The sequence below is a fragment of the Paenibacillus aurantius genome, from assembly GCF_032268605.1.
GTDB classification, from domain to species: Bacteria; Bacillota; Bacilli; order Paenibacillales; family NBRC-103111; genus Paenibacillus_AO; species Paenibacillus_AO aurantius.
The window spans coordinates 1,154,021-1,172,041 of the sequence record NZ_CP130318.1; the positions used below are offsets into that span (position 1 = coordinate 1,154,021).

Below are 18,021 nucleotides of genomic sequence, written 5' to 3' on the forward strand. Positions count from 1 at the left end.
CCTTGCCCGTCATGCTGCAGGACCTGCCTCGGCTTTACTACTCTTATTAATCACAATAGGCAGCAGCAAAAGCGCTCCGATAACCACAAACACACCACTCGCAGTAAATACCCCTGATAAGGAGAACGTATCTTTTAGATAGCCGGAGATGAACATGCCGACCACCATCATCCCCATAAAAATAGGCATAATTGCTCCTGATACCCGGCCAATAAACGCCCCTTCGGTATTTCGCACAAGAAGCGTCTGAATTCCGCCTTGAATACAAGGGTAGAACAATCCGCTGATCACGAGCAGAACGATGGTCAGCCAGATTTGATGTGACGCACCCATACCAACCGTACAGATTGCATTGGCAAGTAAACCGACCAACAGCAATAACTGTGGCTTCAACTTCTTGGCGACAGCGATTATGGCGACTCCGCCTACCAGCATGGCTGCCCCATTGGCCATCACGAGCCATTGCAAAAATTGTTTATCCCGTCCTAAATTCTCGATGACAAGGAAAATTTGAAGCGGTTGAGTCAAGCCAGATGCCAATCCGATTGCCGAGAATGTCATACTCAGCGTTCTTAAGGACTTATTAGAGCCAATATAACGTAGACCATCCGTCAACTCCTTGATGAAGCCGCCGGCTTTTCCCGGCTTCGGTTCCTCCCCATCTTGAGGGAGGGTCAATAAAATGAAGGAAGAACCAAGGAACATCACTGCCGTCAAAAACAGAGATACGTGAATACCAAATTTAATAAATATAAAGGTACCGATGACCGGCCCCAGCACCATAAAGATAGCGACCAGCGTTTGAGACATCGCCATGACACCCTGCAATTGTTCAGCGGGCACATGCCGCTTATACAGTTTCATCGCCGAAGGCTGAGAAAATTGCGACAAGCTGGCAGAGACAAAGGATCCGATCAGAAGGGCAACCCAGCCGCCATTCATAACCGCCAGCAGCACGGCTACGACGGACAAGCCAGACAATAAATCGCTCCATACCATGGTTCTCTTCGGTCGCCAACGGTCGGCAAAGGTCCCGCCAATCAGGCCTAATAAAAAGATCGGTGCAAATTCCGCAACCGAAATCAGTGATACATCAACCGGATTATTATGCGTCAATTCGGAAACATACAGAAGGACGGCATAATTCCGAATCCATATTCCCAGCTGCAGCAGCACCCGGGAGAGGATAATCGTTCGAACATATCGATTCGCAAACATTTTAATACCCCATATCGTTTAAAATTTTGGATAACGCTCGCAGGCGTTCGCTAATCATTTCATCATCATCGCTCAAAGCCTGGCTGAACAACGGGCCACTCCCAGGGAAAGGCATTTCGGGTCCGTGCTTCTGGCCAATCAGCCATCAACCTTCCCATAGTTCTCCGATACAACAATAGCCTTATGTTTTAACATTGCAGGTATTTTCATTTCATCCCCTCTATTCTTTTTACTAGCTAAGTAATTTACTAAATTACTGAATGATCATATCTTGGATTTTCTCGTCGGTCAAGTCGTTTTAAAATTTTGTTATTCACTAATCCATTTTTTGATCAAGAAATGCCTTTCACAATACCCAAACGCGCAGAGAATGGGATTGCTAGCACAATCGAAAAAGCAGAAAAAACCGTCAGGGCAACTCGTTCCCTGACGGTTTTCTTGTACCATTTCTCATACCCAACGGTCTCCCCGTTTCCCCGCATAGTTTGCGAACACGTAGCGCCAAGGAAGGAGGAAAGGAATATCACGACCAATAAGCAAGCGTTGACCGCAACGGTTGTATATCACTCAACAGCCGTAAGCGTAAGCCATATCCTCAAGCAGCTGGAGGGGAAGCTGGGAGGACAGCTCTTCTTCAGAACGTTAAAAGGAGTAAGGCTGACGGCGGAAGGCGAGGTGTTATTTCGTTATGTGGAACAAGCCTTTAACTGACATAGGCGAGATGACTTTTGCCGAAAGCAAAACGGATTTGACTCGCGGAAACATCCAAGCTAAGATGAAACCATTGTTTAGTAAATTAGTTAATGAGTGAAAGGAAAGAGGGAATAAAGATGAAAATACCTACAACATTAAAACATAAACCTGTTGTCGTCTCGGAAAATTATGAAAAGATTGATGGACGAACGGCCGGGAACACGGACGCGAAAGGTCTTTCCCTGGGATTGGCCCAGTGGAACGATAGAGGTAAGGTCGATATTTCGGCGAAGGTATGGAGATACACGGGGGAAAAATGGTCTAGACAATCGGAGGAATTGCCTCTCCATCGTGTTCTGGATTTGTCCATTCTAATTTGTCGGTCTCTGGAACATTTTCGCGAAGCCTATCGTTACGAAGATTTGTATGACCTGCAAAAACCCGTTATCGACCGGGTTGGTTTGCAAGGGGATGCCATGACCGTAGCCATTTGTACAGACAATGAAAGAATTAATGAAGACATTAAGCTGTTCAGCCAGGCGCTGAGCGACGATGATGAAATGATCGGCGAGCGTTTGCGCACATTATCCAAAATATTAAAGGAAATGGGATATTAATATATCGAGAACAGGTTCATACGACAGCTTTAGCAGCTGGATGAACCTTTTTACGTTGAAAAACATGAATTAGAGCCGAACCAGATCATTACGTTAACGGGCACGAGAGAACAGCGTTGGAACCGATCCATCGCTTTTAGTGTGTCAAATCTCGGGGAAAGCAAAGGGAATGCGTTTGAAGAGTTGACAAGAAGGCGAAATGAAATAAAGAACATAAAGAACCCAAATATGACATACTCTTCCCCGGTGGCGACCGGGTTCTCTACGTAGGAAATCCAGTGGCTCCAGCGCTATACCTTATGATAAGGTTCCCCGCGCAGCACCTATTGGAAAGTAATCCCATTTATCCCAAATGACGCTGATTACGGTGCCATAGACAAGCTCGGATGCGACTTCAATTCGACCGCCCATCGCGATGACGCCGCCATGCCGAGTCCACTGCCTTCCATTGCGCTGTTCGTATTCGTTCCCCGGTAGTAACGGTCAAACAATCGTTCGCAGTCTGTTTATGCCACAATGGGTGCACTATCGGGTGCGAGAAACCCACACCGCGAGCTGCCGAGGAATTCTTTTTATTTTTACGTTTTTCCAGACCAGACCATTCTGATATGGGGAGGACAATGCTTCCCTGAAATCGAGAGCAGGCCCGACGGCAGGGCTCGTTCACACCATAAGAAATAGAGGGAAGCCAATGTCCATACGGGGTCGCCTAATTATATCCTATCTTCTCCTTTCTATAACACCCCTAATTCTCTTGGGAGCTGCTGCTCTGCTGCTCGTCCAAGCGTTCGCGGGGGATCTCGTCTCCCGTTATCACCTCGATTTCAGTCATGGCCGCAATCCATTTAAGGCCATCTTGAAGCAGGAAGAAGCGGTTCACGCTGAGATGATAGCAAGTGCGCTGAAGGACCCCGACGGGTTTCTAGGGGAGCCTTCCCGGACCGAAGCCTGGAACAGCCGGCTGAAGGCCGTCAACATGGGCTTCGTCCTGCTCAGAAACGGAGAGATCGCCTACGTCTCGCCTGCGCTCGGGGAAGCCGGTGTCCATGACGCTTTCCGTTTCTTTCAGCCATCGGCCAGTTTCGCCGGCGCTTTCTACCTCTTCGACGATTTCGACTTTCCTTATGGAGATGCAAGCCGAGGGACCGTCTATTTCCTGACCGACATCGGGCCTTTGTCCGTCTTCCTCGGTAAATATTCCGTGCTCCTGCTGGCGTCCTTGCTCGGCATCCTGTTTCTCGGCAACGGCATCCTGACCTACGCCGTCTTCCGGATCATCGTTAAGCCCCTGCAGAAGCTGCGGGCTGCGGCAAACCGGATCGGGCAGGGCAAGTTCGATTCCGCGGTCCGTTTAGGGCACGACGAGATCGGAGGATTGTTCCGGACGTTCGACGAGATGAGGGAACAGCTGAAGAAAGCCAAGGAAACGCAGCTGCAGTACGAGGAGAACCGCAAGATGCTCCTTTCGAGCATCTCGCATGACCTGAAGACGCCCATCACCAGTATTCTAGGCTATGTGGAAGGCATGTCGAGTGGAGTTGCCGATTCGCCCGACAAGCAAGAACGATACATGAAGACCATTCAGACTAAAGCCAAAGATATGGACGCCCTGATCGACGAATTATTCCTGTTTTCCAAGCTGGACTTGGGCAAAGTACCCTTTCAATTCGAGAACGTGGACCTAAGGGCTTTCTTGACCGACTGTGGTGAGGAAATGGACTTCATGCTCGGAGGGGGGGCCATCTCCCTGGAGCTGGAGCTTCCGCCCGCCGGGCCTGTGACGGTCTCGGCAGATCGGGAAAAATTGAAGAGGGCTGTGATCAATTTGCTGGACAATGCCATCAAATATATGGATAAAGAAAAAGGGCGGATCGCCATACGGCTGAAGGAAGAAGGCGAATGGGCCCTGCTTGAAATCGAAGACAACGGGCAGGGCATAGCGGCGGAAGAGCTGCCTCATATTTTTGAAAGTTTTTACCGTACCGACCGCTCGAGGAACTCCCAGACGGGAGGCAGCGGACTGGGCTTGGCCATCGTCCGGGAAATCCTAGAGGAGCATGGCGCGCACCTGCAGGCGTCGAGCCAGCCGGGAAGCGGGACGAGCATCCATATCCGATTCCGAAAGGCGGGGCGTCATGCATAGGATACTCATCATTGAAGACGAACCAAGCATCGCGGATCTGGAGCGGGACTTCCTGGAGATGAATGGTTATGAGGTCGACGTCGAGCATAGGGGGGATACGGGTCTTAACCGTGCCCTAACCCGTTCCTATGACTTGATCCTACTCGACGAGATGCTCCCCCAAATGGGCGGATTCGAGATCTGCCGCAAAATTCGGAGGGAGAAGAACACCCCGATCATCTTCGTGACAGCCCGCAAAGAGGACATCGACAAAGTGCGTGGCCTTGGACTGGGCGCCGATGATTACATGGTCAAGCCCTTCAGCCCAAACGAAATGGTGGCCCGGGTCAAGGCGCATATCTCCCGTTACGAGCGGCTGTTGAACAGTGCGGAACCCAAGGACGAGGCATTATGCATCCGCGGTCTCCGGCTCGAGAAGCTGTCCAGGAGGGTGTACGTCCAGGACGAGGAGGTGCCCTTTACCACGAAGGAATTCGATTTACTCTCATTCCTGGTGTCCAATCCGAACCGCGTCTACAGCAAGGAAGAGCTTTTCGAGCGGATCTGGGGGGCGGACGCCCTGGGAGATTTGAACACGGTGACCGTGCACATTCGCAAGCTGCGTGAGAAGATCGAGTCCGACCGGGCCAATCCCCAGTACATTGAGACGATCTGGGGAGCAGGGTACCGGTTTAAGCCTTGATTTCAAGCTTATTTTCTTCTTACTACCTCGACGCCGATAGCGGCATCGGGGTCTTTTTTTGTTTACTCTGTTTATTTTATTTTCACATTTGTTGAGATTTTTTTCCGTTGGTGTTCATCGGCAGCTAAGAGGGGGCAGTTATGCTAGATAGGAAGAAAGCCTCCGGGCAAAAAAGGAGAATACTCATGAAAAAATGGTTGCGCTTGACCGCTTATGGCTTGACTCTGGTGCTGACACCCGTGCTTGCCGGGGCTGCCGGCATTTATCTGCCAGCCAGAACGGCCGGTCCCTCCTCTTCGCCGTCTGCGGCTATGGCCGTAAATGCCATTCCGCAAGTCTACGATCCGCTTAAGCCGACGGTGGCCGTGATGTTGGGCGGCGAGCAAACGGAAGCCATCGACTTCGTTGCTCCCTACGAGTTATTCGCCTCCTCCGAGGCTTTTAACGTCTACGCTGTCGCTCCAAAGAAGCAGCTCACTACTTTGACGGGAGGCCTCAACGTCATGCCTCACTATTCTTACAAGGAGTTGGATGATGTACTGGGCAAGAAGCCGGATGTTGTCGTCATTCCGTTCATCCCTCCAGGATCGGCGCCGGATCAGAAAGAAGTCAACGATTACATTCGGAATCATTCCGGGCCGGAGACTATCCTTTTGTCCATCTGCAACGGGGCTGAGAATCTTGCGAGCACCGGCTTGCTGAACGGCAAGAGCGCAACTACACACTGGGGGGATATCGGGAGAGTCGAGGAGAAATATCCTCAAGTCGAGTGGATCCGGGGACAGCGTTACGTGGAGAATGGCAACATCGTCAACTCGGCGGGACTGAGCGCTGGGATCGACGCTTCGCTCCATGTCATCTCCAGATTCGCGGGAAGCGGTACGGCCAAGCGGCTGGCGGATGCCATGCGCTATCCGACCTACACCTTCGTCGACCACCCCGAAGCGGAGCAGTATCGGCTGCAGCCGAGTGATGCCCTCATTCTCTTGAATTACGCCTTTGCCTGGAAAAAAGAAAAAGCCGGCGTTCTGCTTTACGATGGGATGGACGAATTGTCCTTGATCACGCTGTTCGACACCTACGCCGCCACCGGCAGGGTGCGGTTGGTCCCGACAGCACAGTCCAAGGAGCTCATCGCGACCAAGCATGGCCTCTATTTGGCCCCAAGCGCCGAATTCCACTCTGCGCCGGCCTTCAAACGGATGCTCGTGACCGGAGTGGATGCCAGGGAAACGTCGTTGCAAGCCCTTGCCGCCTGGAAGGAGCGCAAGCCGGATTCGGAGATCTCGTTCTTGAACGCGGACTCCCCCGAAAGCTTCGTCTTCGAGCCCGTCCTGAAGGATCTGGCCAAGCATACAGACGTCATGACAGCCAAGTATGCGGCAAGACGATTGGAGTACCGGGGCGAGAACTTGCGGTTAAAAGGGTTATGGATCTCATCGATGCTCATCCTGAAACCCGTGCTGATCGGAATTCTGGCGATGCTTCTCGCGATGGCTCTATTCCATCGGAAGCGATGGCCCTCTGGCAAGTACAAACCTCTAAGGATGCAAGACACGGTTAATTAAGTAGAGTAGCCACACGTGTAAGATCCAAGGTGCACGGGGATGAACTGGTTACCATAAAGTAGGGGGGGAACAAGATTGCCGGAGAGGACGAAGTCATTCATCGGCAAAGAGATTAACCCAATAAGCACGCAAAAGCCTTATACCGAGCGCCGGTATAAGGCTTTTCAATGTATATAAAATAGGGCGAAACTGATGCAAATTTTTAATTCGTATGAACAATTTGATAATAATCACAGTCTTTTATTCGTACCCCACAACAAAGAAAGAGGCAAACATGATTCTAAGTTTCCATTATCAGTAAAAGTCTTTTTGGATGAAGAGAAATAGAGGAGATGCTTTTGATGAAGAAATGGATGGAGGCTGTGATGCAGCGTGCGGCTATTCTGACCATTGTCGTGGTATTGCTCTTGGCTTGGGGGGGCGGTTGCCGCCGTCCCGATGCAGCGCCATTATTTGCCGGGCATCAACAATACGACACTCATGGTATCGTTTGCAAGCCATGTGCCATAAGAAATACCGGGATGTTGAAAGAAGAGCTTCGATATAATCTAACAGAGCAGGGCAGATTGCGCGTCTCCGCAATCTGCCTTGCTTTACTGTCTCGAAATGCTGGAAAATGATAAACTGAAGGAGAATTCGGTGCAACGGAGAAAGGATTCCCGATGAAAAAACAAATTCATTCCTTATTTCTATTTAGTCTCGTCATGGTTCTCCTTTCCGGATGCGCCAACCCTCTCTCATTTGAAAACAGCATGGACGTAACGAAAGTGAGCATCCCGGTAAACACGGTGATAGTGGATGCGCAGGGCCATGAAGTGGACCAGCTGTATAACCAAGAGAATCGGGAGTACGCGAAGCTTAGCGAAATGCCGGAGTATCTGATCAGAGGGTTCCTGATTACCGAAGATAAGCGGTTTTATGAGCATGCGGGGGTGGATCCTCAGGGGATTTTCCGGGCGATTTATAAGGACGCGGCCTCACAAAGCTTGCGTGAAGGAGCCAGCACCATCACACAGCAGGTCGCTAAAAATGCCTTTCTCACCCAGGAAAAAACCGTAGGAAGGAAGCTCAACGAGATGGCTATCGCCATTGAATTGGAGAAGCATTATAGTAAAGAGCAAATACTGGAGATGTACGTTAACCTTATTTATTTTGGTGAGGGGGCATACGGTGTAAAAACCGCTGCCAAAGCCTATTTCGGCAAAGACCTGCAGCATCTCTCCATTTCGGAAGCCGCTTTGCTAGCGGGTTTACCGAAAGCTCCTTCCGCTTATTCGCCGCGGCATGATATAGATAAAGCCCTACAGCGCCGCAATACTGTCTTAAGCCTGATGAGAGAGAATGGCGTCATCACCGAGCAGCAGGAATGGGATGCGCAGCATGTTGAAGTGAAGCTTGTTTCAGAGCAGCCTGATTCGAACCGATATCCGGCTTATGTGGATTATGTTTTGAAAGAAGCGGGTGACCTGCTGCACATAGAGGAAAAGCAACTCTTAAGCGGCGGTTACCGAATCTATACAGGATTTGACCCGGCGGTGCAAAAGGCGATGGATCGGGCGGTGGCCTCTCACCCGTTCCCGGATGACAGGAAGGATCGGGGCGTTGACGTTGGAATCGCAGCCCTGAAACCGGAAACCGGCGCCATCGCGGCATTGTATGGGGGAAGGCAGTATCAGCCGAAAGGGGTAAATCATGCAACGGCAAGCTTCCAGCCCGGATCCGCTCTGAAGCCTATAGCGGCATATGTTCCAGCAATCGAAACAAAAGGTTGGAAGCCGAACGATCTAATCAGCGATGAGCCGATGACATTTGTCCATGGCTATGCACCCCAAAATTATGGCGATAAGTATTATGGTAAAGTAACGTTGTATGAGGCGTTAGCGCGGTCTTTAAATGTTCCGGCGGTCTATCTGCTTAATGATGCCGGTATCCAGGCTGGGGCGCGTTACGTGGAAGCCGCCGGAATAAAGCTGGATCCCAAAGACAAAGGGTTATCCATCGCGCTGGGAGGGCTGACGAAAGGGGTAAGCGCTGTGCAGCTGGCCCAGGCTTACCCTGCGTTTGCCAATCACGGGACCGTAACGGGAGCTCACGCCATTATCGAGATTAAAGACCGGAACGGTCAAACAATTCTAAAACAAGAACCAATGCGTCAAAACATAATGAAACCAGAAACAGCGGATACCATGTCCGCCATGCTGCAAGGGGTGATAACCGAGCCGTTCGGGACAGGCCGCAGTGCGGATTTCGGCAAACCTGCAGCCGGGAAAACGGGAACCACGCAGGCGCCCGGCCTCGGTCCCGAAGCAAACAAAGATGCGTGGTTTGTGGGGTACACCAGCGAGCTGGCAACGGCCATTCACATAGGCTTTGATATCACGGATCGCGAGCATTATTTATCGAATGGCGGCGGCAGAGAACCTGCCCAATTGTTCAGTACGGTGATGAAACAGGTATACGGCCGATAAGGCCGGAGCCTCCTCCGGACCTGCTCCAGTCTTTTTTAAATGGTAGAAAGGGAATAGGTATGAAGCTTAAGGAAGATTTCTTTACAAGCAAGACGAACGAGCTCGGCGTTACGTTAAACGAGGTGCAGAAGAAGGCGGTACTCCTGACGGAAGGCCCTCTGCTCTTGCTGGCGTCCCCGGGGTCGGGCAAGACGACGACGATTATTATGCGGATCGGCTATCTGATCGAAGAGAAAGGCGTAAATCCCACGAGAATCAAGGCGGTTACGTTCAGCCGCGCTTCGGCGAACGATATGAAAGAGCGCTTCAAGCGGTTTTTTCCCCACCTTCCGCCCGTGGATTTCTCCACGATTCACAGCTATGCCTTCGAGGTGGTTAGGAATCATTTTAGGAGAACGGGGACTTCTTATCAAATCATTGAAGGCGACCTGGAAAAGGGAGAGCAGGAGACATTCGATTCAAGCGAGCTTCCGCTGCATAAGAGAATCATTCTGCGCCATTTGTTCCATTCCCTTGTCGGAGAAACGATAACCGATGACCAGATGGAGGAGCTGACCACCTACATCAGCTTTATAAAAAATAAAATGATACCTCCTGACCGTTGGTCAACGATTAAAACGGAAGTTCCTCAGGCCGTTAACATTTTGCAGGCGTATGAGGAATACAAGCGGTCGGGGCACCGAAAGCTGCTAATCGATTATGACGATATGCTGACGATAGCGGAGCAGGCTCTGGCAGGGGACCGGGAGCTTCTACGGAGGGATCAAGGGCGGTTTGATTACGTCCTGACGGACGAGAGCCAGGATACTTCCCTCGTTCAGCATGCCATTATCGAGAAGCTGGTGCGGGAGCATCGGAATCTCTGCGTGGTGGCGGATGACGACCAGTCCATCTACAGCTGGCGCGGGGCGGAGCCGTCCTACCTTCTGAACTTCAGGCAAGCTTATCCGGATGCCGCCGTCTTGTACATGGAGCAGAATTACCGGTCCTCCCGGGAGATTGTGGTGGCGGCCAATCAGTTTATCAAGAGGAACAAACAACGGTACGGCAAGAACATGTTTACCCATAATCCGCCGGATCAGCCGATTAAGCTCAAGTCCTTTGCCGATTATGTCTACCAGGCCAAATACCTGGTCCGGGAAATTCAAAAGCTCGAGCAGTTATCGGAAGCGGCGGTTCTGTACCGCAACCACTCCTCCTCGATCGCTTTACTCAACGAATTTGACCGGGCGGGCATTCCCTTTTATTTGAAGGATGCCGACAACCGGTTCTTCTCCCACTGGGTCGTGGAGGATATTCTGAATTTTATGCGGATAACCTTTACCGATAAGCGTCCTGAGCTGGTCGAGAAAATCCATTTGAAAATGAACGGGTATCTAAGCAAGCAGCAGATGGCCGCTGTCAAAGGGATCGATAACAAGGAATCGGTGTTTGATAATCTCCTGAATTATGTCCCCTTGCAGGACTACCAGATCAAGCAGCTGCAAGCCTGCAAAGAAACGTTTAGGGAAATGAACGGTATGCCGCCGCGCCATGCCATCCGGGTCATCCGGTCCCGGTTAGGCTACGAGAAGGCGCTGGAGAAAATATGCGAGAGGCTCGGCTTCCGGAAAGAGTATTTGATCGGAATCCTTAACACGCTGGAGGAGATCGCCGATACCCTGCCTACGATGGAGGACTTTGCCGATCGGCTGAAGCATCTGGAAGCGGCAGTGAAGACGGCGAGGGGCCGCAAAGGCCAGAATGCGGTAACGCTCTCTACCTTTCACAGCTCCAAGGGGCTTGAATTCCAGCGGGTCTATATGATCGACCTGGTGGATGGGACGGTTCCCTCCTCCGATGACAAGGGAAGTGCCGACCTTATGGAGGAAGCCACCCGCCTGTTCTATGTGGGGATGACACGGGCGAGGAAGCACCTGGAGCTGATCGGGTACCGAAAAAGAGACGGGAAAGAGGTCAAGGAATCCGTCTTTGTTACGGAGGTCCGGGATCTTGTTTATCCGCCAAAACCGAATCCAATCCCCAGTTCGGTGGGCTCGGATTTGTCCGCAAACGGCAAAATGGCTGGAAGTCGAAACGTGACGAAGGCCCAGATCCCGCATAACCCTAACGCCATTCGAAAGAGGGAGGAGCTAGGCCCGGGGATGGCGGTTAAGCACCGGGTGTTCGGACGTGGCACGATTGTTCAGCTTAACGACGAACAGATTCATATCCAATTCGGGAAAAGCGTCAAGACACTGGCTGTTGCGATCTGCCTGGAGAAGGGGCTGCTGGAGCCGGACGGCGACCGGGAAGGGCTTCAATTTCCGGAAGGTTTTTGATATGATCGGATAAAATGGGTTTCCTATGAAGAGGAAGGGAGGGGCGACTTATGGTACAGACCGAACGGGAAGAATGCGAGAAGACCTGTGAAGGCTCCGGCCAGGAAAGCGAACGGATCAAGGCATCGCTCGTGGACAACGGGACAGCCGAGGAAATGGCCCAATTGTTCAAGGCTCTCGGAGACCCTACCCGTGTCAAAATGATCTATGCGCTCGCCCAGAAGGAGCTGTGCGTTCATGATCTCTCCCGTGTGCTCGATATGGGGCAGTCGGCGATCTCCCACCAGCTTCGCTATTTGCGGAATTTGCGGATCGTTAAACGGCGCAAGGAAGGGAAAACGGTCTATTATTCCCTGGAGGACGAACACGTGGAGCAGATCTTTCTGCAAACGTACCAGCATATTTCCCATCCATAAGGCGGCGTAAATAGAACACGATAATCAATCTTTACAGCTTTCGTTGGGGGATATGAGCATGAACGGAATACGATCCTTGCGTTTCCTGCGGGCCAAGTCGAACACGCTGTTTATGAGATTGGTTTTGAGCTTCTTTTTTATCATTGTCCTGCTCGTTTCCCTGACTTCGTATGCCGTTTCCGTATCTAAAAGCAGCGTGAGGCATGAAATCGTTAAATACAATTCGCTGATGCTCCATAATACAACAGAGAATTATGAGAAACATTTGGAAATGATCAAGAGGCAGATGTACCTGTTCTATTTCAGCGACAGGGTACAGCAATTGGAACGCGATTCCCGCTATACCAGCTTTGCCGACGTGATGAAGGACATTCAGTCTTGGGTAGCCAATCCCAACTTGTTCATTGAGAACATCGTCTTTTATTCCAAGAATCGTTTCGTGCTGGAGAAGGACACAAGTACGAAAGCGGAGACGATGTTTACCGTCTTTCTGACGAGCGAGCCATACCCCCTTGATTTCTGGAACAAGCAGTTTGACGCTGCCTACACCAACCGCTTGTTTCCCGCCGCTTCCTTCTATACCGGCATTTTCAGAAGCCGGCAATCCGATACCGGAGAGCTGATCCCGCTCGTGTTCAAACGGGTGGACAATCATGATTTTTATATGGTGGTCTTCCTGAACGCCAGCAAAATGTACGAGGCTTTCCACCAGTCGATCAACGAGGATTTCACGATCTACGATGGGGACGGTCAGACCATCTACCGGCGGTCGGCATTCGCGGATGTTCTACCTTTTGATAGTTTGAAATCCCATGAAGGAAGCGAGTTCGTCCGGGACGGTCAATACCACTTCCACATGACGGCGGCGGCCAGCGGGATGACGTACCTAACCCGGGTACCCGAGACGGTGATGGCGAATCAGACGCGGCTTAATTTGGCGATGGTTATCGTGATCGCGGTTGTGGTCGTATTCAGCGTCTTGATCTCCCTTCTCCTGGCGGCGCGAATCCACAATCCGTTCAAGAAGTTGATCGATTCGATTCGCGGGGCCGGGGATGCGGATTCTTTCCGTTCCAATATCGAAGAATTCGATATGATCGGCCGGCAGCTGGTCGACAAGAAAAGGCTGCAGAAGCAGTGGTCGGTTATCCATCTGTTAAAGGACATCCGCGTTAACGAGAACGACGCCGCCAAGCTTGTTTTTTCGGACAGGCCTTTTGTTTTCCTGCTTTTTCATGTGGTGGAAAGGAAGGATGCGCTGCGCTCGCCCGGCTTGTTCCAGAGGTGGATGTACTACATCAGGGTGTTCATTGAAGACAAGCTGAGCCGGCCATTCCCGGACGCTCTCACGTTCCAGCTCGAATATAACCAGATTCTAAGTCTGGTGTTCCTCCATCGGACGGAGGAGCTGGAGGGCTTGCTCGGCGAAATGAAGGCGGTGTTCGATCAGGACAGGGACACCGGCATCATCACGATCACGGTCACTTCCGTGTTTGAGCATTACCGCCAAGTTAACGAGGCTTACAAAGAGGTACTGGAGCGGGTGGGGGAACGCCAACTGATCGATGAAACGCAGATCATCGCTTCGAGTTCGCAGGCGCCGACGGCTTTGGGCATGACGCCGGAACAGGATATTCACTTCCGGGCGAATCTGAAGGAGGGGAATCGGGAATCCCTGCAGCTTCTGATCGGAGGGATTTTCTCCTCCTGGCGCGGCAAGGAGATGCCTGCGGCGGCTTGGCAGCGGTTTGCCGAATCGATGGCAGACCGGATTCGCCAAGTGGCGTCTTCCTCGAAGATCAGCGAGTCTAAGGTGAACGGCATTCTGGCCGACGCGGAAGAAAAGATCAGCCACTGCGTCACGGAAACGGAATTGGAGCGGCTGATTCTCGAATGGCTGATGGTAACCTGCGAGGCGATCGAAGAGAAAACGGAACGAAAGGACGCGGTCACTAGTTTCGTCATGGATTATGTCCGCGACCACTTGGCGGAAGAGATCTCTTTGGATTCGCTGGCCGAGAAGCTGAATCTCAGCAGCGGGTATCTGTCCACTTACTTTAAGGAAAAAACGGGCATGAACATCGTGGACTATGTCAACGAAACCCGGACCCAAAAAGCCGCCTCCCTCCTCTTGGACAGCAGGTTAAAGATCCAGGAGGTGGCGGAGGCGGTAGGGTACCGCAACATCACTTCCTTTAATCGGATGTTCAAGAGATTTACGGGACTCCGACCGAGCGATTACCGGAAAAGCAGACAGGCCGATCCCGAAAGGTAAACGACGGCAGACGCGCCGATTGGTGCGGGCTCTGCCGTCTTTTTTGCTTATCAGGGAAAGGGTATGGGCTGTTTTCCATATTGGTAATACGATTTTCAGGTATCCGAAAAACAGACCACTAATAAAAACAACGGCTTATTTCCCGCCGTGGGCAAGCTGGTTACAATGAAAACCAGGCGAGGGAGAGGCTTCGGGCTTGAGTGGTGCATCTTCCCTTAAATACACAACAAAGGATGGGGTAACGACATGAAAAGAGGCAAGTTGGCATGGCTTACAGCGATTTCTATTGTTTTGCTTGTAAGCGCATGCAGCAAAAATGAGGAGTCTTCGACCAGTTCGTCTCCCGGCCCGTCGGCCGACGCAAGCGCCACACCAAAGAGCGCGCCTCCCGCCACCCTCCGCATCTTGACGGAAAACAACACCTCCTGGCCGCCGAAGGCTGACTGGGGCGTGTGGAAATGGGTGGAGGAACAAACGAACATCAAGGTGAAGCAGGAATTGCAAACGGGCCCCGAGTCGCTGGCGCTTGCCATCTCCTCCGGAGATATGCCCGATATGATCTCCGTTTTCCAGAGTGATGTTCAGAAGTTCGGCCCTCAGGGGGCATTCGAGGACCTGTCCAAGAATATGAGCAAGATGCCGAACGTGAAGGCGTTCCTGGACAAAAATCCCGAAGAGAAGGCCCGGGTCACGGCCCCGACAGGGGAGATCTTCAACCTCTATAATTCCGGTGCGGGGGAAGGCAGCCAGATGATCTGGTTCTACCGCGACGATATTTTCCAGAAAAACAACCTGACGCCTCCCAAAACATGGGAGGATCTTTATGAGACGGCCAAGAAGCTCAAGGCCTTGTACCCGGGCAGCTATCCGTTTGTTTTCCGCCATGGAATGGACACGCTGAATACGTTTGGGCCGACTTTCGGCTTCTATCCGGAGGTTTACCCGGACCCGGCCGATCCGGCCAAAGTGAAATTCGGCTTGCAGGAACCGGGGGCCAAGATGCTGGTGGACTGGCTGCACAAATTCCAGGAAGAAGGCTTGATGCCTCCGGACTGGCTTACGATGGACTATAAGGCGTGGACGCAGTTCATTACGACGAACAAGTCCTTCGTCACCGTTCAGTTTATCGGGCAGCTGGAAATCATGAACAACCAGATGCCGGAGGGTCATCTTAAATTCATGGTTCCTCCCATTGGCAGCGGCAGCAAGCCTTATCTGCCTAAAGCCGGCCAGGAGGGCTACGGCCTGGCGGTCGCTTCGACCTCGAAAAACAAGGATGCCGCCTTCCGCCTTCTGGATTACCTGTTCTCGGAAAAAGGCAAGGATATTCAAAGCTGGGGTAAGGAAGGCGAAACCTATTCCGTCGTCAACGGCAAACGTGTATTCAACAGCACTTATAAGGAACCGAACGATCTCCGCATCGTTTCCGGCATTCAAACGGCTGCCACTTACGGCTTGTTCGACTTCAATGCCTGGCTGTCGCTGGTCAAGGAAAGCGAAAGGGAGGCGTACGTCGAAGCTCCGAAATACCGGTTCCCCGTCGCTTATACGAGGCCGTCCCTGACACCGAACGAAACGGCTGCGGTCTCGCCGGACAACGACCAGATTTGGAAGTTCTGGACAGGCGAAGTGAGCAAGTTCATCAACGGCGGCAGACCGATGGCCGACTGGGATAAATTTGTGGGCGAACTGAAAAGCCACGGCCTGTCAAACATCATGACCACCTACCAAAAGGCGCTTGACCGCCAAAACGCCAATACGAAATAAGGAAAGCTCGGGCCTTGTTCAGCGTAAGCGCGCAGGGCCCGGATTTTTTCCGGAAGGAGATGTGGATTTGAAACGCTCATCGGTTCTACGAGGGGTAAAGCGGGACAGGGTCTATCTGCTGCTGCTCGCTCCCGCGCTGCTTTATTTCATCCTCTTCCGATACGTCCCCATGTTCGGAATCGTGGTTTCCTTCATGGATTACAATCTGTTCAAAGGCGTGTGGCACAGCCCGTGGGTCGGGCTTAAGCATTACCGGACGTTTGTCCATAATCCGGACGCCTGGATCATCATCCGCAATACGCTCCTGCTCGGGTTGTACCGTTTTATCTTTTCGTTCCCGGCGCCGATCATCTTGGCGATCCTGTTTCATGAAATGCGCTGGAAAAGGTTCAGAAGGTTCGTCCAGACCGTTAGTTACATGCCCTATTTCCTATCCAGCGTCGTCGTTTCCAGCCTCATGCTCATGCTCTTGTCGCCGAGCACCGGCTGGATCAACAAGGCGATCCAATCGCTCGGCTTTAAACCTGTTTTATTTCTGCAGGACGCGGCCTGGTTTCGAACGATCTATATCGGCTCGGATATATGGCAGTACGCCGGGTACGGCACGATTATTTTCCTCGCCGCGCTCGCCTCCATCGATACCCAGCTGTACGAAGCCGCCAAAATCGACGGTGCGAATAGATGGAGGCAAACGCTGCACGTGACGATCCCCGGTCTTATTCCCACCACGGTGATCATGTTTATTCTGCATATCGGCGGGATCGTCTCCGTGGAGCTCGACAAGGCTTTCCTGCTCGGCAATGCGGCGAACCGGGATACGTCCGACATCATTTCGACTTATGTGTACCGGATCGGCATCTTGAGCGGAAGCTTCAGCTACGCCGCTGCCATTGATCTGTCCATCGCCGTCGTGACGATGCTGTTCATCTACGGGTCCAACAAAATCAGCCGGAGATTGGGGGAAACCAGCTTATGGTAAGACTCCGAGGGATTGGAATTTTCGATGTCGTCAACTTTCTGCTGCTGCTGCTCGTCGCCATAGCTTGTCTGTTTCCCTTCGTCCATATGGCGTCGGTGGCGCTTAGTTCGCCGCAATACGTCGTACGCAACGAAGTCAGCATTTGGCCGAAAGGGCTGCAATGGGATGCGGTGAATGCCGTGTTCAGCGATAAGAGGCTGTGGACCGGTTACCGGAACACCATATTTTACGTCGTCCTGGGCACCTGCATTTCCATGTCGATTACCATCATGGGAGCTTATTCGTTGTCGCGCCCCAATCTTATTTTCCGCACGCCGTTCATGCTGTTCATCGTATTTACGATTATGTTTTTCGGCGGATTGATCCCCTTCTACCTGGTGATGAAAGCGTACGGGATCCTCAATACGATCTGGGCCATTGTGCTGCCCAATGCGCTGAACACCTACTATTTGATCATCATGAGGACGTTCTTCCAAGGCCTGCCGAAAGAAGTGGAGGAGTCGGGGCGGATCGACGGCTTATCGGATTTCCGGGTGCTGACGTCCATTGTGATCCCGCTTTCCAAGCCGGTGCTGCTGACGATCGGATTGTTTTATGTCGTGGATATCTGGAACAATTTTTCCGGCGCCCTGGTGCTGCTCCGGGACGAAAGCCTGTTTCCGCTGCAGCTCATGCTCCGCAATCTGGTCGTCGTGGGGCAAGCGGGGGATGTACTGGAGGCTTCCGGATTTGGACCCAAGGTCATGCTGGAATCCTTGAAATACGCTGTCATTCTACTCGGCTGCCTTCCGGTCATCATCGTCTATCCGTTTATTCAAAAGCATTTTGAGCAGGGAGCCTTAATTGGCTCGGTGAAGGGCTGATCCTGAAAGAC

Annotated in this window: 16 protein-coding genes; 13 read left to right on the forward strand and 3 right to left on the reverse strand. The window is 52.0% G+C overall.

What is annotated here, in order from left to right; genetic code table 11:
• Positions 1–9: 9 nt before the first annotated feature.
• Both MJA45_RS05675 and MJA45_RS28625 read right to left on the reverse strand, forming a co-directional pair.
• Positions 10–1,218: an MFS transporter gene (locus tag MJA45_RS05675; RefSeq protein WP_315606299.1), complete on the reverse strand. Its 1,209-nt coding sequence runs from the start codon at positions 1,216–1,218 to the stop codon at positions 10–12.
• A 1-nt stretch (position 1,219) separates the two neighbouring features.
• Positions 1,220–1,333, reverse strand: a complete 114-nt coding sequence (locus MJA45_RS28625) for a DUF6530 family protein (protein WP_407083109.1) — start codon at positions 1,331–1,333, stop codon at positions 1,220–1,222.
• 428 nt (positions 1,334–1,761) lie between these two features.
• On the opposite strand from MJA45_RS28625, the gene MJA45_RS05685 reads away from it, so the two are divergent.
• Positions 1,762–1,929, forward strand: a complete 168-nt coding sequence (locus MJA45_RS05685) for a LysR family transcriptional regulator (RefSeq protein ID WP_315606300.1) — start codon at positions 1,762–1,764, stop codon at positions 1,927–1,929.
• A gap of 119 nt (positions 1,930–2,048) precedes the next feature.
• Positions 2,049–2,528 (forward strand): DUF6530 family protein, encoded by a 480-nt coding sequence (locus MJA45_RS05690; protein ID WP_315606301.1) that lies wholly within the window; start codon positions 2,049–2,051, stop codon positions 2,526–2,528.
• A gap of 362 nt (positions 2,529–2,890) precedes the next feature.
• Here the strand turns inward: MJA45_RS05690 and MJA45_RS05695 are convergent, their stop codons facing one another.
• Entirely contained in the window at positions 2,891–3,019 is a 129-nt protein-coding gene (locus tag MJA45_RS05695; protein WP_315606302.1) for an ATP-binding protein, read from the reverse strand.
• Between the two features lie 263 nt (positions 3,020–3,282).
• Here MJA45_RS05695 and MJA45_RS05700 point away from each other — a divergent pair, with 263 nt between their 5' ends.
• The 11 genes from MJA45_RS05700 to MJA45_RS05750 all read left to right on the forward strand — a co-directional run bounded on the left by MJA45_RS05700 (position 3,283) and on the right by MJA45_RS05750 (position 18,010).
• The gene (locus MJA45_RS05700) at positions 3,283–4,671 is read left to right on the forward strand and encodes a sensor histidine kinase (protein WP_315606303.1); all 1,389 of its coding nucleotides are present in this window, start codon (positions 3,283–3,285) and stop codon (positions 4,669–4,671) included.
• Positions 4,664–5,353, forward strand: coding sequence for a response regulator transcription factor (locus tag MJA45_RS05705; RefSeq protein ID WP_315606304.1), 690 nt, complete (start codon positions 4,664–4,666; stop codon positions 5,351–5,353). The genes MJA45_RS05700 and MJA45_RS05705 overlap by 8 nt, the downstream gene beginning before the upstream one ends.
• Before the next feature lie 185 nt (positions 5,354–5,538).
• On the forward strand, positions 5,539–6,921 hold the full coding sequence (locus tag MJA45_RS05710) for a DJ-1/PfpI family protein (protein WP_315606305.1): 1,383 nt from the start codon (positions 5,539–5,541) through the stop codon (positions 6,919–6,921).
• Between the two features lie 341 nt (positions 6,922–7,262).
• Positions 7,263–7,541: a hypothetical protein gene (locus MJA45_RS05715; protein ID WP_315606306.1), complete on the forward strand. Its 279-nt coding sequence runs from the start codon at positions 7,263–7,265 to the stop codon at positions 7,539–7,541.
• A gap of 42 nt (positions 7,542–7,583) precedes the next feature.
• Positions 7,584–9,389, forward strand: coding sequence for a transglycosylase domain-containing protein (locus MJA45_RS05720; RefSeq protein WP_315606307.1), 1,806 nt, complete (start codon positions 7,584–7,586; stop codon positions 9,387–9,389).
• Positions 9,390–9,448: 59 nt separating this feature from the next.
• Positions 9,449–11,710 carry an ATP-dependent helicase gene (locus MJA45_RS05725; protein WP_315606308.1) on the forward strand — a complete coding sequence of 754 codons (2,262 nt, stop codon included), beginning with the start codon at positions 9,449–9,451 and terminating at the stop codon, positions 11,708–11,710.
• 50 nt (positions 11,711–11,760) lie between these two features.
• Entirely contained in the window at positions 11,761–12,126 is a 366-nt protein-coding gene (locus MJA45_RS05730) for an ArsR/SmtB family transcription factor (protein ID WP_315606309.1), read from the forward strand.
• A gap of 58 nt (positions 12,127–12,184) precedes the next feature.
• Positions 12,185–14,401 carry a helix-turn-helix domain-containing protein gene (locus MJA45_RS05735; RefSeq protein WP_315606310.1) on the forward strand — a complete coding sequence of 739 codons (2,217 nt, stop codon included), beginning with the start codon at positions 12,185–12,187 and terminating at the stop codon, positions 14,399–14,401.
• Between the two features lie 291 nt (positions 14,402–14,692).
• Positions 14,693–16,168, forward strand: coding sequence for an extracellular solute-binding protein (locus MJA45_RS05740; protein ID WP_315606311.1), 1,476 nt, complete (start codon positions 14,693–14,695; stop codon positions 16,166–16,168).
• Between the two features lie 61 nt (positions 16,169–16,229).
• The gene (locus MJA45_RS05745) at positions 16,230–17,147 is read left to right on the forward strand and encodes an ABC transporter permease (RefSeq protein ID WP_315606312.1); all 918 of its coding nucleotides are present in this window, start codon (positions 16,230–16,232) and stop codon (positions 17,145–17,147) included.
• Entirely contained in the window at positions 17,141–18,010 is an 870-nt protein-coding gene (locus MJA45_RS05750; RefSeq protein ID WP_315606313.1) for a carbohydrate ABC transporter permease, read from the forward strand. Before MJA45_RS05745 ends, MJA45_RS05750 begins: the two co-directional genes overlap by 7 nt.
• Positions 18,011–18,021 lie beyond the last annotated feature (11 nt).

Coding starts and splice junctions, on each gene's coding strand:
- MJA45_RS05675 (WP_315606299.1), bottom strand. CDS start 1,218: ATGTTTGCGAATCGATATGTTCGAACGATTATCCTCTCCCGGGTGCTG.
- MJA45_RS05735 (WP_315606310.1), top strand. CDS start 12,185: ATGAACGGAATACGATCCTTGCGTTTCCTGCGGGCCAAGTCGAACACG.
- MJA45_RS05710 (WP_315606305.1), top strand. CDS start 5,539: ATGAAAAAATGGTTGCGCTTGACCGCTTATGGCTTGACTCTGGTGCTG.
- MJA45_RS05690 (WP_315606301.1), top strand. CDS start 2,049: ATGAAAATACCTACAACATTAAAACATAAACCTGTTGTCGTCTCGGAA.
- MJA45_RS05715 (WP_315606306.1), top strand. CDS start 7,263: ATGAAGAAATGGATGGAGGCTGTGATGCAGCGTGCGGCTATTCTGACC.
- MJA45_RS28625 (WP_407083109.1), bottom strand. CDS start 1,333: ATGCCTTTCCCTGGGAGTGGCCCGTTGTTCAGCCAGGCTTTGAGCGAT.
- MJA45_RS05720 (WP_315606307.1), top strand. CDS start 7,584: ATGAAAAAACAAATTCATTCCTTATTTCTATTTAGTCTCGTCATGGTT.
- MJA45_RS05725 (WP_315606308.1), top strand. CDS start 9,449: ATGAAGCTTAAGGAAGATTTCTTTACAAGCAAGACGAACGAGCTCGGC.
- MJA45_RS05705 (WP_315606304.1), top strand. CDS start 4,664: ATGCATAGGATACTCATCATTGAAGACGAACCAAGCATCGCGGATCTG.
- MJA45_RS05750 (WP_315606313.1), top strand. CDS start 17,141: ATGGTAAGACTCCGAGGGATTGGAATTTTCGATGTCGTCAACTTTCTG.
- MJA45_RS05730 (WP_315606309.1), top strand. CDS start 11,761: ATGGTACAGACCGAACGGGAAGAATGCGAGAAGACCTGTGAAGGCTCC.